We start from the raw sequence: 14,424 nt of genomic DNA, 5'->3' as shown, positions 1-14,424 counted from the left end.
GCCCCTCCCCTAAACGACATACCATGCTTAAGACCCGCATCATTCCCTGCCTCGACGTTGCCGATGGCCGCGTCGTCAAAGGCGTGAATTTCGTCGATCTGGTCGATGCGGGAGATCCCGTCGATGCGGCCATCGCCTACGATGCGGCAGGCGCCGACGAGCTTTGCTTTCTCGACATAAACGCCACACACGAAAATCGCGGCACGCTCTACGATCTGGCCACCCGCACGGCCGAGCACTGTTTCATGCCGCTTACCATCGGCGGCGGCGTCAGGACGCCCGAAGACGTACGCAACCTTTTGCTTGCCGGCGCCGACAAAGTCAGCTTCAACTCCGCCGCTGTCGCCGATCCCGATGTCGTGGCCCGCGCCGCCGACCGCTTCGGCAGCCAATGCATCGTCGTCGCAATCGATGCCAAGACCACAAGCCCCGGCAAGTGGGAGATCTTCACCCATGGCGGTCGCAAACCCACCGGCATCGACGCCGTCGCCTTCGCGCGCACCGTTGCGGCCAAGGGCGCAGGAGAGATCCTTCTGACCTCCATGGATCGCGACGGCACCAAATCAGGCTTCAACCTGCCGCTCACCCGGGCCGTGGCCGATGCAGTCACGATCCCGGTCATCGCCTCCGGCGGCGTGGGCACGCTCGATCATCTCGTCGAAGGCGTCATCGAAGGGCACGCCTCCGCCGTGCTCGCCGCGTCGATCTTCCACTTCGGCACCTTCACCATCGGTCAAGCCAAGTCCCACATGGCCGCCGCCGGCATCCCGGTGAGGCTGACATGACCCTCGCCAGACTTGCCGCAACGATAGAGGCGCGCAAGGCCGCTGATCCGTCCTCAAGCTGGACCGCGAAGCTTCTTGCACAAGGTCCAGAAAAGGCTGCTGAAAAGTTCGGCGAGGAGGCGGTTGAGGCGATCATCGAAGCCGTCAAGGGCGACAGAGCACGGCTCACGTCGGAAGCCGCGGATGCGCTCTATCACCTTCTGGTCATGTGCGCCGCCCGCGACGTGACGCTCGCCGATATTGAGGCCGAGCTCGAAAAACGCGAAAGCCAAAGCGGTCTTGCCGAAAAGGCCGCCCGGGACCGACCTCGTTCTACCTAGAGCTTTGAGGAGATGATCCCGGTCGCGAACCCGCCCATCCGCAGCTCTCCAAAGAGACGCTGATACTCGATCTTCGGACAGCGATCCTGGATCACCGTGACACCTTGCGCCTCGGCACGGGCCGCCGCTTCGACGTGACGAACACCGATCTGCATCCAGATGGCATCGAGCTGCGGCCAGCGCTCCAAGGCCTCGTCTACGATTGCGGGAACCGCTTCGGACCGCCTGAAGATATCGATCATGTGCACATCCTCCGGCACATCGGCAAGGGAGCCATAGACCCGCTCACCCAAAAGATCCTGTCCAGCAAGACCAGGATTGACCGGAACGACACGATATCCTTTGAGACCAAGATACCGCGCCACATAGTAGCTGGGTCGCACGGGCTTTGCAGAGACGCCCACGACTGCAATCGTGCGAACCCGCGTTAGGATGTCTCGCAACAGCGCGTCTGAATAGTCCATTCCAAGCAGAGTAGATCAGGCGGACCGGTCCGAAAAGCTCAGCTCGACAGAACGCGCGGCCAATTGGCGTCGCCGCGCGCAATGTTTCCAGGAATGTCCCGCTCCCACCGTCGCTGGATCCGCCGCGAAAAATTGAGATAGAGCCTGCCATCCTCGATGCGCCAGGCCTCCGGCACGGTGGGCGCGGTATAGCCCTCGGCCACGGCCCAGGCGCAATATCCGCCATATTGCGGCGCGAACCGGTCGGGGTTCATCTCGAACATGTCCTGCGCCTCGGCACTGGCAAATCGCCAGATCGCACCTTGCCATTTCAGGGAATAGGCATCGTCTCCAGCAACGGGCGCACCGGCGGTGAAATAGGAGGTCGGATCGGTCCCATCGATGGCGACACCGCCCTCCATGTAAAAGTGCGCCTGGCCGGCAAAGGCAGGCCGCGCAAGGGTCAGGACGGCGGGGGCGGCAATCAGGGCTGTCAGGGTCTGGCGACGTGTCAACATGGGGATCGGTCCTCTTTCATCTGGAAACACGCATCTCTCTGATTGTCTAAATGCATCGATCAAACTGTTCGGGAAACCCGCCTCCGCCTCTCGTGATCGCCTGTGTGAAATATTTCAATTATTCCTTTCGCCGCTCTTGCAGGGTCGGATGAGACTCCCTGAAGGTGGAGACAGAGATCCGCAAAGAACTTTGCCGTCGCCGCATCTTAGGAGGTGGCACTGCAAGGGCACTTCGGCGGACCCATTGAAATAGCCCGGTGCCTAAGCCGTCGGGACGCGCTCAATCAGGCTTGGACCCTCGAAAACTGACCAAGCAGTCTATGGAGCTACCGGCTGTCACCTCCCGCCACGAAGTCGAGGATACAGACTTACCCACCCGGGCACACCGCGATGTCCCAATGCCCGCATCCCGGTGGCCGCCTGGATACAAATCTAAAGACTATCGCTCCGGCCGGATCCAACCATGTCGCGCATCCGGTTCTCGATCTTCTTTCCGCTATGAAAGATCACATGGAACCGAGATCTGCCGCCCCGACAGCGCAAGTTCGAGCAGATCTCACGTCAGTCGAAGATATCCTCGATCAGATCGAAAGCCTCGGACAGGATCTTCCGTTTAAGGCTCTTCTTTCGCCTTTTCCGGTACGGTCGCTCCTCGTAGCGCGGCCGCCGCGAGGCCGGGTGGGCGGGTGTCGCCGCAGGCGCAGTCGCCCGCTTGGCCGGCTTAGCTTTGCGGGACGGGATCATCTTCATCTCGTGAAGCGGCGCGCCGCAGGACGAGCAGGCAAGCTCATGACGGTCGCGGCCCGTCAGGACCAACGCCGCGCGCGTTCCGCAATAACAACAGGTCGCTATCTTCTGTCCCGACATCACATCTCTCCGCCTCGTCTGACCTCATATAGGGCCACGGCAGCCGCATTTGAGACATTGAGCGATCCGAACCCGCCAACCGCGTCAATCCTGACCAAAAGATCACAGGTCGCGCGCGTCCGCTCCCGCAAGCCGGGCCCTTCCGCTCCAAGAACAAGCCCGACGGGCCGGTCCCGCCGCTCCGCCATGGCCGACGCGACGCTCAGATTCGCCTCTCCGTCGAGACCCAGCATCACGAACCCCATCTGTTGCAGATGTCCCATCGTATCGGCCAGATTACGGACCCGCAGATAAGGCTGTCTCTCCAGCGCTCCGCTCGCCGTTTTGGCGAGGGCTCCCGTCTCGGGCGCCGCATGGCGTTGCACACCGATCACCGCCGCCGCGCCGAAAACCTCCGCCGACCTCAGGATCGCCCCTACATTATGCGGATCGCTCACCCGGTCGAGCAACACCACCAGCGGCGGCTCCCCCCGCAACACAACATCATCGAGCGGCCCCCAATCGAGCGGCTTGACCTCCAGCGCCGCGCCCTGATGGACCGATCCGGGATCAAGGGGCGCCGCAAAACGCCTCGGATCGCTGATCTCGGGCACAAGCCCTCCGGTCGCTACGGCCTCTCCCAACCGCGCCTCTGCGTTTCTTGTCAGAACCAAACGCACCTTCTCGCGGGCAGGATTCATCAGTGCATCTCGCACCGCATGCAGCCCGAAGAGCCACAGCGTCTCGGACGCCGCTGCTCTCTTGCCGCGTTCCTTCTCGACCACCCAGCTCGGCTTCTTCATCACGCGCTCCGTCCGCCTCAGGCTGTCCTGCTATCCGATCCGCCTGTGACCCGCCAGCCACCTGCGTTTTCGTAGTTGACGGCCCCCGCCGTCCTTCGCTATCTCCCGCGAGCGCTGAGCCAAGTGCCAGCGCAGTGGGCGACAGGCCGCAAGGTGTGGCAGGGGACTGTAACTCCCTCGCGGAGACGCACGCCTGGTTCGATTCCAGGGTCGCCCACCAAAGACTTTTCGCACCGCGAAAAGTCCGATCAAAGGCGCCCCCTCGCAGGCGGCAGGCGTTTCGCAGAAATGCCGAGAGCCTCCGCCCTCCGATCCGTCTTCTTACAGACCTAACTTTTCGCACCGCGAAAAGTCCGATCAAAGGCACCCCCTCGCAGGCGGCAGGCGTTTCGCAAGAAATGCCGAGAGCAGCCCTCCGACGCCCCGTATCCCGAAAAACACCAGCAAAATCCCCAAGTGCTCACATCGACACGACCACGCCCTCCGTCGCCGACTTCTGGGCGGCAAGGCCCATGGCGACCGCAGCCGCGCCATCCGCCAGAGTAACCTCCACGTCTCCTTTCCCCCGCACCACATCGAGAAATCTCTGATGCTGATAGAAGGTTGATCCGTTATGATCTCCAGCAGCCAGAAGATCGGGATTGATCGGCAGAAGCTCGCGAACGGGACCCATCGGGCTTCGCGGCGATGTTACCAGTTCCGAGACAGGCGGATCACCCAGCGTCGCAGGCCAGAACCGGCCCGGCCCGGGCACGCGCGCCTCGATCTTTCCGGCAGCCCCGACGGCCATGATCTCTTCCTGAAAGCGCGAGCCTTCGGCGAACATGCACAGCTCCAGCATGGCCCGGGCTCCGCTGTCGAAATCGACGATGACATAGGAATTGTCCCAGACATCCGGCGTCCGCCCGTCGATATCCTCGCTTAAATGGTTCACATCCTGCCCTCCGCTAGCCATTACGCGCACCGGCTCGGCCTTCAGAACAAGGCGCATCAGATCAAAGAAGTGGCAGCACTTCTCGACCAGCGTGCCGCCCGTATTGCCGTTGAACCGGTTCCAGTTGCCAACCTTGGGCAAAAACGGAAAACGATGCTCGCGGATCGTGAGCATCCGAATGCCCCCTGTCACGGCCTCGACGCGTTCGATCAGTGCGGCGACCGGCGGCATATAGCGATACTCCATCGCAACCCAGATCGGCGCGGCATAACTCTTCGCGAAAGCCTCGATCTCGGTGGCATCTACAGGATCGGTGTAAAGCGGCTTCTCTACGAGAATCGGAACCTGCCTGTGGCGCGCGATCTGCTGCAGCTGACTTACATGCAGATGATTGGGGCTGACGATAACGAAGGCATCGAGCGTCTCGTCCCGAATGATTTCGTCAAAAGACGCCGCTGTCGTCGCCGTCCCGGCAAGCGACGCCGCAGAGGTCGACAGATCGGAGACCGGATCGTAGGTCCGCGCGATCTCTGCCCCGTCCAGCAAGGCGACATTGCGCACATGCTCCTGGCCCATCATCCCGCACCCGATGAGCCCGTATCTCTTAGATGTCATCTATATCCCCTGACTATCACGCGCGATGTACCGGGCCCGCGCCGGATCGAACCACGTCTCACTGATTTCCGCTAAACCGTCTGTGGCGGACCAGGCCCGCCGCGCGACGTATCCCGACACCTCACCTGCCGCCATCGAAAAGAACGGCGGCGCCCAATCCGGAACATCCGAGATCCCAACCCGATCCTCAATCCGCCCGATATCAAGATCGAAGGCCTCCGCGTAATGCCGGTAGAGCGCTTCGGGCAAAGGCTCTGCGAGGTCTCTCGCCCATCTGGCATCGAGATGAATTTCCTCCAAAGCAACCGGGGCGCCATCAAGCCGCCTGAGCCTGCGGATCCGGTGGGCCGCCTTGAACGCCTGGCTTTCCCGATCCAGCGACAGGGTCTCTGCTGTCGGCAGCCCGCCCCCATCCGGCCGTTCCAGCCGCAGGAACCCGTAGATGCTCTTCACTCTACGCGCGCGCACATAATTGCCCGATCCCTGCCGGCGCTCGAGAAGCCCGCGCTCCTCCAACTCCGCCAGTGCCTTGCGCAATGTCCCGACCGCCGTGCCCTCCTTCACTGCCATGTCGCGCTCGGGCGGAAGGCGCGTGCCATCAGGCAGACGACCGGCCGCGATCTCCCGCGTCAGTCGCTCGCTGATTTGCAGATATAGCGGAAGGCTCTGGCTCACATCGGATATCGAACAGAAAATTGATATATGATTGATGCACCTTTTGAACCCTGCTACGCAAGAGCGAACAGGGACGCCTATCAGAGGACAGAAAGATGACGACGGTGCCGGTCAAAAGCGCGGATCTGTCAGCCTCCGAAGTGTCGTGGTTCTCGGCCCTTTGTTCGGACGACTACCAGTTCCTCGGCGTGCCCGACGGTGATCTTCGGTCCAGCTGGGCGCATTGCCGCGACATCCTTCTAGAGGCCGAGGCCCAGGGATTTCGCAACATCCTTTGCCCCTCCTCCTATCAGGTCGGGCAGGACACGCTGTCCTTCGTGGCTGGATGTGCGCCGCTGACGTCCAAGATCAACATGCTCGCCGCGATCCGCTGCGGCGAGATGCAGCCCATCATGCTGGCCCGGACGGTCGCAACGCTCGACCACATGCTCGAGGGGCGCCTGACGCTCAACGTCATCTCATCCGATTTCCCCGGTGAAGTGGCGGAAAGCAGCTACCGCTACAAGCGCTCGAAAGAAGTCGTTGAGATCCTCAAACAGGCCTGGACGCAGGACGAGATCACCTATGACGGCGAGGTCTACCAGTTCAGGAATGTCCCCACCGAACCGGCCAAACCATACCAGCAGAACGGAGGGCCGCTCCTCTATTTCGGCGGCTATTCCCCCTCAGCGCTCGATCTGTGCGCGCAGCATTGCGATGTCTACCTCATGTGGCCAGAGCCGCAGGAACAGATTGCGCAACGGATGAAAGACGTGGCCGAACGCGCGACGAGCTACGGTCGCACGCTCGACTACGGCCTTAGGGTTCACATGATCGTCCGCGACACCGAGGCCGAGGCCCAGGAATACGCCAAGCATCTCGTCTCGAAACTCGATGACGACTACGGGAAACTGATCCGGGACCGCGCGCACGATTCGATTTCCCTTGGCGTCGCCCATCAGGCCAAGGCGCGGGAACTGGCGGATAAATACGGCTATGTTGAGCCGCATCTCTGGACCGGCATCGGTCGCGCCAGATCGGGATGCGGGGCCGCCCTTGTCGGATCTGCCGATCAGGTCCTGTCAAAGATCGAGAGCTACAAGAAAATGGGCATTCGCGCCTTCATCTTCTCGGGCTATCCTCATCTGGACGAATGTCGCCATTTCGGCAAGCTGGTCATGCCAGAGCTTGAAACCTGCTCCCTGCCTCATGTTTATGACCGCGTACCTTCAGGTACGCCGCCAACCCCTCTCGGAACTGGAGAAAGACGATGATCGAACGCGTGGATCTGGGAGACGGGCTGGAGCTCAGCCGCATCGTCTACGGCATGTGGCGCTTGGGCGATGACTCAGACACCTCGCCCGGCCATGTTCAGGCCAAGATCGAAACCTGCCTCGAGCAGGGAATCACGACCATCGATCAGGCGGATATCTACGGCGGCTACACCGCCGAGGCCCTGCTGGGAGACTGCTTCAAAGCCGCCCCATCCCTGCGCGATCAATGCGAGATCGTCACCAAATGCGACATCGTCGCGCCGATGGGCCGCTATGCCACCGCCCGGGTCAAGCATTACGATACATCCCGCGATCATATCCTCTCTTCGGTAGAGACATCGCTCAAGGAGATGGCGATCGACACGATCGATCTTCTGCTGATCCACCGCCCCGATCCGCTGATGGACCACGAGGAAACCGGAGCCGCGCTCGACGAGGTCGTCGCTTCCGGCAAAGTACGCGCCGTCGGCGTCTCCAATTTCCGGCCGTGGGATTGCACGCTTCTGCAATCGGCCATGAAGAGCAAGCTCAAGACCAATCAGATCGAGCTGAGCCTCAAGGAACACACGCCCTTCGTGAACGGTGATCTGGCCTTCCTGCAAGAGCACTGCATCGCGCCGATGGCATGGTCCCCCCTTGGCGGCGGAGACCTCGTCGGATCGAACGCCGAGGCCGGACTGCGCACCGCGCTGGCAACGCTTGCGCAAAACAATTCGGTCGATAGTGCAGCCATCGCCATCGCCTGGCTGCTCAGACATCCCGCCCGCATCATGCCCGTTATGGGCACCAACAACCTCGACCGCATCCGGGCCTTCTCCGACGCGCTCAACGTCGAGATGGACCGCGAGACCTGGTACGAGCTTTACACCGCAGCTTTGGGACGCGAAGTCGCTTGAGCGATCTGCCCCCCGATACCGGCTTTCGGCCAGAGGAGGACCTGCGCGGTTTCCGAAGCGCGCTCGGCCGGTTCGCGACCGGCGTAACCGTTGTGACCGCCTCCAGCGAGGACGGACCGGTCGGTATCGTTGCCAACAGCTTTGCTAGCGTGTCGCTCAATCCGCCGCTGGTACTCTGGTCCCCGGAGAAGGCATCGCGCCGCTTCGGTTATTTCGAGACGGCTCCGCACTTCGCGATCCATGTTCTGGATGCGCATCAGCAGCAGATCTGCAACGCATTCACCAAGGATCGACACGCGTTCGAAGGGCTAGATTGGGAGACCGGGTTCGGGGAGGTTCCCCTGATTTCCGGATGTCTGGCCCGGTTCGAATGCGAACTGGACGTCACGCATGATGCGGGTGATCATCTTATCATCGTCGGACGGGTTCGGAAGGTCAGCCATCGGGACGGCCTGCCGCTTCTCTTTCAGGCGGGACGGTTCGTCAGTCTGAAGGGCTGACATAAGAACCGGGCCGCGAAGGTCCGGGCAAGACGGCCCAATAAAGGGCCGAAGGGAGGAGCCGCCATGGCGGTGTTGTTCGGTCTGCTCTGGCCGCTCCAGCGCGTCAACGACGTGCTGCTCGCGATCGGCCGGGCCATCGCGGTTGCAGCGCTTGCCATCATGGTCTGCCTGATCCTCGCCCAGATCTTCTTTCGCTACGCGGTAGGAGACGCGCTCAACTGGACAGAAGAGGCCGCCCGCTTCGGCATGCTCTGGATGGTCGGCCTCATGGCGCCTTTGGCCTACCGGCTCGGCGGGTTTGTCGCCATCGACATGCTTGAACGCGCCCTGCCCCGCAGGCTGTCGGCGATCCTGACCCTGATCCTGCTCGCCATCTCGCTCGTCGTCCTCGTCTTCATGGCGGACAAGGGGATCAACAACCATGTGGACAGCCTCTCTGGGCGAGGCGCGTCCTCCTCCCTGCGCCTGCCTCTCGACTGGTTCGGGGGCGAGCGCATCCGCTTTCGCAACGCCTGGGCCTATGCCTCTCTCGTCACAGGCGTCCTTCTGACGATCCTCGTCAGCATCGAGCTGATCCTGCGACAGTTGATCGTGGCCCTCGGCAGCGGCGCCGACCTCAAACCGCTCCGTCCCGACGACGAGATCGCGGGAGCCTCCTGATGCTCATCTGGTTTCTTCCGCTCTTTCTGATCTTGCTGATGATCGGCCTGCCAGTCGTCTTCGCCCTGCTCGCCGCTCCCGGAGCGCTCCTGCTGATCACCGGTCAGGAACGCGATCTCGCGATCCTCTACCGCAACGTCTATAACGGGATGGATAGCTTCCCCCTCATGGCGCTGCCCTTCTTTATGCTCGCCGGAGAGATCATGAACCGCGGCGGCATCACGACCCGCCTCGTTGAGTTCAGCCAAGCCTTCATGGGACATCTGCGCGGCGGTCTGGCGCACGTGAATATCCTATCCTCGATCCTCTTTGCCGGACTCTCGGGCAGCGCCGTCGCCGACACGTCGGCCCTCGGCTCCACGCTCATCCCCGCGATGGAAAAGAACGGCTATTCTCGCCGCTTCGCCGCTGCCGTGACCGCCGCCTCGTCGGTGATCGGCCCAATCATTCCGCCCTCGGGGATCATGATCATCTACGCCTACGTGATGGGCGAAAGCGTCGCGGCGCTGTTTCTGGCCGGGATCGTCCCGGGGATCATGGTAGGCGTCGGCCTGATGGTCATGGTGCGCCTGCTGGCCGACCGCTACGACCTGCCCAAGGCCGAACGGATCGTGACCAAAGGTCAGACCATCACTAAGACCGAAAGCGTTGTCAGCTGGGCCCTGATCCGGATCAATATCGCGGGACTGCTCTACGCGATCTACGCCCTTCTCAAAGGGCCGCTTGGCCTGTCGACGACTGATGACGCCGGCATCGTCAGTGAGCCGAACGGCTGGATCCTCTTCGCCGTCCTCCTGCCCATCGCCCACATCATCGTGGGGCAAATCCGCAAATCCGTCAGCGAGGATTTCCGGATCGTCTGCAAGAAGGCCATTGCGCCGCTTCAAACCCCAATCATCATTCTGGGCGGCATCCTTGTCGGCGTGATGACCCCGACCGAAGCCTCCGTGGTCGCCGTCGCCTACGCCCTGATCGTCAGCTTCTTCATCCTCAGATCCATGACGATCAAGGACCTCATCGACACGCTTTCCCGCTCTGCGCTGGCCTCCTCTGCGGTCCTGCTGCTGGTCGGCGCGGCGGTTGCCTTCAAGACGGTCGTCTCGCTCTCCTACGCACCGCAGATCCTGACCGAATACATCCTGTCGTTGTCCGAGAACCCGCTGACCCTGCTGTTCCTGATCAACATCCTTCTTTTCATCGTCGGGATGTTCCTAGATGCAGGACCCGCCATCATCATCCTCGGCCCGATCCTTGGCCCGATCTTCACCGAACTGGGCGTCCACCCGGTCCACTTCGCCATCATTATGTCCGTGAACCTGACCGTGGGGTTGGCAACGCCCCCCATGGGACTTGTGCTCTTCGTGGCATCGACCGTCTCCGGAGAGAAGGTCGAGACGATCTCTAAGGCGATTCTGCCGTTCCTGGCCGTCGAAGTCGTCGTGATCTTCCTCATCACCTACGTTCCGGCCATCTCCATGACGATCCCGCGCTTGACGGGCTTTGTCCAATGACCATCAATCAACCAATATCCATAGGGAGGATAACCATGTTGAAAACTCTGGGCGCAGCGGCACTTGCCGCTCTCGTCGCCAGCAGCGCGGCCGCGCAGGACTACACCTTGCGCGCCACGGCCAACTCCAACGAAAACGACGAGGATTATGACGGCCTCGTCGTCTTCAAGAACTACGTCGAAGCGGCCTCAAACGGCGCTATCGCCGTTGAGCTTTTCATCGGCACGCAGCTTTGCTCGACCGGGGCGGAATGCCTCGAAGGCGTGGCCGAAGGCTCTATCGACATCTATGTGTCGACCTCAGGCGGCACGGCGGGGATCTTTCCCTTCGTACAGGTCCTCGACCTTCCCTACCTGATGGCGGATGACCGCGTGGCGGAAACGGTGCTGGCCAACGGCTCGCCTTTCGTCACCCAGATGCAGCAGATGGTGCGCGAAAGCTCGGACGATGCGATCCGGCTCATGACCGTCGGCAATACCGGCGGCTGGCGCAACTTCGCGAACACGCAGCGCCGGGTGCAAGCTCCTGCCGACATGGAAGGGCTCAAGATCCGGACGGTCGTCGCCGATCTGCCGCAGGAACTGGTCAAGGCGCTGGGCGCCTCCCCGACACCGATCCCGTGGCCCGAGCTCTTCACCTCGTTCCAGACGGGCGTCGTCGACGGGTCCAAGAATGGCATCACCGACATCATGAACATGAAGTTCCCAGATGCCGGCCTGCAATATGTGACGCTTGATGGACATGCCTATATGGGCGCGCTCTGGTTCATGAACAACGAAACCTTCACTGGCATGCCCGAAGACATGCGCAAGGTGGTGGTCGACGGCTTCTACCAGCTCCAGCAGGCCACCTTCGCTTCGCCCAAGCGCAAGTCGATCCAGGCCTATGAGGATTTCGTCGCCGGTGGCGGGGACCTCTACGTGCCAACACCCGAGGAAAAGGCAGCCTTCGCCGAAGCGGCCCAGCCGGTTCAGGAGTGGTTCCGTGAAAATATCGATGGTGGCTCCGACATCCTAGACGCGATGATCTCCGCGGTAGAGGAAGCCGAAGCGCAGATCGATGCAGTCTACCAGACGGACATGAACTGATTGACTAATGCACTGACGAAGGGCCGCCCCCCGGGGGCGGCCCTTTATCGGAACGGGTACATCCAGACCCGATAGTCCGCCACCATCGCCTCGGCCTGACGGATCTGATCGGCGGTCATTTTCTTGACGATCTCTTCCTGGCTGATCGCCGCGTCCGGATCACCGCCAATGGCACTCAGAACGTACCACATATAGGCCCGCACGAGATCCGGCGCGGGCATTCCGATCCCCTCTTCATAGTACCAACCGACCCCCGACTGCGCCCCCGGATGACCCTTCATGGCAGACCGAAGATACCAGTCAAAAGCCCGCACCGGGTCTTTCTCCACGCCTAGGCCAAGGGCATACATCACCCCGATCAGCTCTTCGGCATCGGCATTGCCGGATCTCGCGGCGGGCCACAGCGCCTCGCGTGCCTCCTCGAACTGTCCAGCCTCCATCAGATCGCGCGCTTGCTCTATTTCGGCGGCGACACTGGTCGAGAGGGTTGCCATCGCGGCGCAGAGCAGGACAATCCGGATCATGCGTGTTCTTCTCCTTCTCATCTGTCTGGTAGGCCCTGTGACGGCAGAGCCAATTGCCCCGGATGATTTCCTGCCTGCGGATCCGGCACAAGCCCGGATCGGGCAACTGCTCTTTTACGACAAGATCCTGAGCGGCAACCGGAATATCTCCTGCGGGACTTGCCATCACCACGACCTGCACGGCACCGACGGCCTCTCCCTCGGGATCGGAGAAGGCGGAGACGGTCTCGGCCCCGAGCGCCGCGCGGGTGACATTCGCAAGCGCATTCCACGTAATGCACCCGCGCTTTGGAATCTGGGCCACAAAGAGATTCGCGTCCTGTTTCATGACGGGCGGCTGGAGGTCTCCGACCTCTTCGGCAACGGCTTTAACTCCCCGGCCGAGGAATGGCTGCCGCAAGGCCTTGACCACATCGTCGCCGCCCAAGCGCTCTTCCCGCTAACGGCGCAGTTCGAGATGGCGGGCAATCCCGGCGAAAACGATGTCGCGGGCGCGGTCCATGACCGGATCGACGCCGCATGGCCGATCCTGGCCGACCGGATCCGGGCCATCCCCGGTTACGCAGACCTCTTCACCCAGGCCTTCGAAGAGGTCGAAACAAGCGCCGACATCACCATCGTCGAAATCGCGAATGCGCTCGGCGCCTTCATCGTCAGCGAATGGCAAAGCCATGACAGCCCCTATGATGCCTGGCTCGCCGGTCGGCCTCTCCCCGCTGCAGCAGAACACGGCCGCAGCCTTTTCTTCGGGAGGGGAAACTGCGCCTCCTGCCATTCCGGGCCACTCTTCTCAGATCAGCAGTTTCACGCACTTGGCCTGCCCGCCTTTGGCCCTGGTCGCACGCGCCGGTTCGATCCGATGCCGCGCGACGTGGGCCGGATGGGCGAAAGCGACGCGCTCGAAGATGCCTACCGCTTCAAGACGCCATCCCTCCGAAACGTCGCCCTGACCGCTCCTTATGGCCATAACGGTGCTTGGCCGACACTCGACGGCATCATCCGGCAACATCTTGATCCCGCCTCATCGCGAAAAGTATGGCATGTTGATCTAGCAAAGCTACCGGATGCACCTGCCATATCCGCGATTGATTTCATCGTTACCACCGATCTCCGCGAACAGGAGCGCCTCGAGCGGCAGATCGACATCACGCCCGTCGCCCTGACCGAGGCCGAGATTGCCGACGTGATCGCCTTTCTGAACGCGTTGACTGGAGAAACAGTCGACCGCCGCCCTCTCGGGCGTCCGACATCGGTTCCCAGCGGTCTGCCGGTCGACTGAGCTTACGGACCAGAGCGATCCTCCGGCGGATCTGTCGGGCCAAAGCAGACCACCGCATCCAGACGCCGGTCAGGCGCCACCGCATACCGCTTTGACAAAAGATCCGACGTCGCCGCATCCGCTGCCAAGGCGTCGATCTGGCGGCCCGCAAGGCGCAGACCGGTCGCATCGAGCCAGAGCCGGTACAGCATTCGCCCGGAATCGAGATGCTTCATCTCGACCGGGCTGGTATGAAGCGCCACGACCGCAGCGGACCGGATCTGCGCCGCCACTCCCTCCGCGTTCGCTTTCGTCACCTCTCTGGCAAGATCGGCAATCAGGTCCCGCCCCGGCGCATCTGTCACCAGCCTTGCGCGATCCGGACTCCACCCAAAAAGATCGACCGGACCGGCCGCGAAAGGCACAGTCCAGTCCTGGCGCCGTGCAATCATGCGCTGGGCAGGCTTCGCCGTCTCTCCGCCGGAAAGAAGCAGGATCGCAACCGGCGCCCGCCCCTCTGCCGCCAGAAGCCGAAGGCTCAGCATATTCGCGACCCGCACCGACACATTATGCTGGGACAGGACAAGGACCGCCGCCTCGATCCGGGCACCACAGGCCAAAGCAAGCAAACGTCCGTCCGGATCGAGATCCCGCTGCCACAGCGACGTATCAAGGTCGATATAGCTCGTCGCACCCTCGTGCCGCCAGATCAGCGGCAGGTCTCCGTACGCCCCGTCAGGCGCGGTCGCGGCGAGGCGTTCCACCTCTTCGATCTGGCTATCCGTCAACATC

17 protein-coding genes and 1 tRNA gene are annotated in these 14,424 nt (G+C 62.1%); 10 read left to right on the top strand and 8 right to left on the bottom strand.

The window, feature by feature from the left end; genetic code table 11:
- Positions 1 to 23: 23 nt before the first annotated feature.
- Positions 24 to 785, top strand: coding sequence for an imidazole glycerol phosphate synthase subunit HisF (gene hisF, locus AAD018_RS06305; protein ID WP_367314189.1), 762 nt, complete (start codon positions 24 to 26; stop codon positions 783 to 785).
- A complete protein-coding gene (locus AAD018_RS06300; RefSeq protein ID WP_367312984.1) occupies positions 782 to 1,105 on the top strand; it encodes a phosphoribosyl-ATP diphosphatase in 324 nt (107 codons plus the stop codon). The genes hisF and AAD018_RS06300 overlap by 4 nt, the downstream gene beginning before the upstream one ends.
- Here AAD018_RS06300 and AAD018_RS06295 read toward each other — a convergent pair.
- From AAD018_RS06295 to rlmB, 4 genes are all read right to left on the bottom strand, one after another.
- A complete protein-coding gene (locus AAD018_RS06295; RefSeq protein ID WP_367312985.1) occupies positions 1,102 to 1,569 on the bottom strand; it encodes a CoA-binding protein in 468 nt (155 codons plus the stop codon). The genes AAD018_RS06300 and AAD018_RS06295 overlap by 4 nt on opposite strands.
- Before the next feature lie 38 nt (positions 1,570 to 1,607).
- Positions 1,608 to 2,066, bottom strand: a complete 459-nt coding sequence (locus AAD018_RS06290) for a YHS domain-containing (seleno)protein (RefSeq protein WP_367312986.1) — start codon at positions 2,064 to 2,066, stop codon at positions 1,608 to 1,610.
- Positions 2,067 to 2,627: 561 nt separating this feature from the next.
- Positions 2,628 to 2,933, bottom strand: coding sequence for a hypothetical protein (locus AAD018_RS06285; RefSeq protein WP_367312987.1), 306 nt, complete (start codon positions 2,931 to 2,933; stop codon positions 2,628 to 2,630).
- Positions 2,933 to 3,715, bottom strand: coding sequence for a 23S rRNA (guanosine(2251)-2'-O)-methyltransferase RlmB (gene rlmB, locus AAD018_RS06280; protein WP_367312988.1), 783 nt, complete (start codon positions 3,713 to 3,715; stop codon positions 2,933 to 2,935). The genes AAD018_RS06285 and rlmB overlap by 1 nt, the downstream gene beginning before the upstream one ends.
- 136 nt (positions 3,716 to 3,851) lie before the next feature.
- On the opposite strand from rlmB, the gene AAD018_RS06275 reads away from it, so the two are divergent.
- A tRNA-Tyr gene (locus tag AAD018_RS06275) sits at positions 3,852 to 3,935 on the top strand.
- A 240-nt stretch (positions 3,936 to 4,175) separates the two neighbouring features.
- Here AAD018_RS06275 and AAD018_RS06270 read toward each other — a convergent pair.
- Positions 4,176 to 5,264 carry a Gfo/Idh/MocA family protein gene (locus tag AAD018_RS06270; protein WP_367312989.1) on the bottom strand — a complete coding sequence of 363 codons (1,089 nt, stop codon included), beginning with the start codon at positions 5,262 to 5,264 and terminating at the stop codon, positions 4,176 to 4,178.
- Entirely contained in the window at positions 5,265 to 5,939 is a 675-nt protein-coding gene (locus AAD018_RS06265) for a GntR family transcriptional regulator (protein WP_367312990.1), read from the bottom strand.
- A 95-nt stretch (positions 5,940 to 6,034) separates the two neighbouring features.
- Here AAD018_RS06265 and AAD018_RS06260 point away from each other — a divergent pair, with 95 nt between their 5' ends.
- From AAD018_RS06260 to dctP, 6 genes are all read left to right on the top strand, one after another.
- On the top strand, positions 6,035 to 7,192 hold the full coding sequence (locus tag AAD018_RS06260) for an LLM class flavin-dependent oxidoreductase (protein ID WP_367312991.1): 1,158 nt from the start codon (positions 6,035 to 6,037) through the stop codon (positions 7,190 to 7,192).
- Positions 7,192 to 8,088 carry an aldo/keto reductase gene (locus AAD018_RS06255; RefSeq protein ID WP_367314190.1) on the top strand — a complete coding sequence of 299 codons (897 nt, stop codon included), beginning with the start codon at positions 7,192 to 7,194 and terminating at the stop codon, positions 8,086 to 8,088. Before AAD018_RS06260 ends, AAD018_RS06255 begins: the two co-directional genes overlap by 1 nt.
- Positions 8,085 to 8,588 (top strand): flavin reductase family protein, encoded by a 504-nt coding sequence (locus AAD018_RS06250; protein WP_367312992.1) that lies wholly within the window; start codon positions 8,085 to 8,087, stop codon positions 8,586 to 8,588. Before AAD018_RS06255 ends, AAD018_RS06250 begins: the two co-directional genes overlap by 4 nt.
- 66 nt (positions 8,589 to 8,654) lie before the next feature.
- Positions 8,655 to 9,251: a TRAP transporter small permease gene (locus AAD018_RS06245; protein WP_367312993.1), complete on the top strand. Its 597-nt coding sequence runs from the start codon at positions 8,655 to 8,657 to the stop codon at positions 9,249 to 9,251.
- Entirely contained in the window at positions 9,251 to 10,762 is a 1,512-nt protein-coding gene (locus AAD018_RS06240; protein ID WP_367312994.1) for a TRAP transporter large permease, read from the top strand. Before AAD018_RS06245 ends, AAD018_RS06240 begins: the two co-directional genes overlap by 1 nt.
- A 35-nt stretch (positions 10,763 to 10,797) precedes the next feature.
- Positions 10,798 to 11,850: a TRAP transporter substrate-binding protein DctP gene (gene dctP, locus AAD018_RS06235; protein ID WP_367312995.1), complete on the top strand. Its 1,053-nt coding sequence runs from the start codon at positions 10,798 to 10,800 to the stop codon at positions 11,848 to 11,850.
- Between the two features lie 44 nt (positions 11,851 to 11,894).
- Here the strand turns inward: dctP and AAD018_RS06230 are convergent, their stop codons facing one another.
- Positions 11,895 to 12,374: a tetratricopeptide repeat protein gene (locus tag AAD018_RS06230; protein ID WP_367312996.1), complete on the bottom strand. Its 480-nt coding sequence runs from the start codon at positions 12,372 to 12,374 to the stop codon at positions 11,895 to 11,897.
- Between AAD018_RS06230 and AAD018_RS06225 the strand changes: the two genes are divergently transcribed.
- Positions 12,373 to 13,653: a cytochrome-c peroxidase gene (locus tag AAD018_RS06225; RefSeq protein WP_367312997.1), complete on the top strand. Its 1,281-nt coding sequence runs from the start codon at positions 12,373 to 12,375 to the stop codon at positions 13,651 to 13,653. The genes AAD018_RS06230 and AAD018_RS06225 overlap by 2 nt on opposite strands.
- Before the next feature lie 2 nt (positions 13,654 to 13,655).
- Here AAD018_RS06225 and AAD018_RS06220 read toward each other — a convergent pair whose 3' ends face one another.
- Positions 13,656 to 14,423: a hypothetical protein gene (locus tag AAD018_RS06220; protein ID WP_412005191.1), complete on the bottom strand. Its 768-nt coding sequence runs from the start codon at positions 14,421 to 14,423 to the stop codon at positions 13,656 to 13,658.
- Position 14,424: the final 1 nt, after the last annotated feature.

This window comes from Aestuariibius insulae, assembly GCF_040783535.2.
GTDB classification, from domain to species: domain Bacteria; phylum Pseudomonadota; class Alphaproteobacteria; order Rhodobacterales; family Rhodobacteraceae; genus Aestuariibius; species Aestuariibius insulae.
This window is presented reverse-complemented; position numbering and strand designations above follow the sequence as displayed.

What these genes read in the sequence shown, in the direction of transcription:
- AAD018_RS06220 (WP_412005191.1), bottom strand. Translation starts at nt 14,423, where the DNA reads ATGTTGACGGATAGCCAGATCGAAGAGGTGGAACGCCTCGCCGCGACC.
- AAD018_RS06230 (WP_367312996.1), bottom strand. Translation starts at nt 12,374, where the DNA reads ATGATCCGGATTGTCCTGCTCTGCGCCGCGATGGCAACCCTCTCGACC.
- AAD018_RS06270 (WP_367312989.1), bottom strand. Translation starts at nt 5,264, where the DNA reads ATGACATCTAAGAGATACGGGCTCATCGGGTGCGGGATGATGGGCCAG.
- AAD018_RS06290 (WP_367312986.1), bottom strand. Translation starts at nt 2,066, where the DNA reads ATGTTGACACGTCGCCAGACCCTGACAGCCCTGATTGCCGCCCCCGCC.
- AAD018_RS06260 (WP_367312991.1), top strand. Translation starts at nt 6,035, where the DNA reads ATGACGACGGTGCCGGTCAAAAGCGCGGATCTGTCAGCCTCCGAAGTG.
- hisF (WP_367314189.1), top strand. Translation starts at nt 24, where the DNA reads ATGCTTAAGACCCGCATCATTCCCTGCCTCGACGTTGCCGATGGCCGC.
- AAD018_RS06240 (WP_367312994.1), top strand. Translation starts at nt 9,251, where the DNA reads ATGCTCATCTGGTTTCTTCCGCTCTTTCTGATCTTGCTGATGATCGGC.
- AAD018_RS06300 (WP_367312984.1), top strand. Translation starts at nt 782, where the DNA reads ATGACCCTCGCCAGACTTGCCGCAACGATAGAGGCGCGCAAGGCCGCT.
- AAD018_RS06245 (WP_367312993.1), top strand. Translation starts at nt 8,655, where the DNA reads ATGGCGGTGTTGTTCGGTCTGCTCTGGCCGCTCCAGCGCGTCAACGAC.
- AAD018_RS06285 (WP_367312987.1), bottom strand. Translation starts at nt 2,933, where the DNA reads ATGTCGGGACAGAAGATAGCGACCTGTTGTTATTGCGGAACGCGCGCG.
- dctP (WP_367312995.1), top strand. Translation starts at nt 10,798, where the DNA reads ATGTTGAAAACTCTGGGCGCAGCGGCACTTGCCGCTCTCGTCGCCAGC.
- AAD018_RS06295 (WP_367312985.1), bottom strand. Translation starts at nt 1,569, where the DNA reads ATGGACTATTCAGACGCGCTGTTGCGAGACATCCTAACGCGGGTTCGC.
- rlmB (WP_367312988.1), bottom strand. Translation starts at nt 3,715, where the DNA reads ATGAAGAAGCCGAGCTGGGTGGTCGAGAAGGAACGCGGCAAGAGAGCA.
- AAD018_RS06225 (WP_367312997.1), top strand. Translation starts at nt 12,373, where the DNA reads ATGCGTGTTCTTCTCCTTCTCATCTGTCTGGTAGGCCCTGTGACGGCA.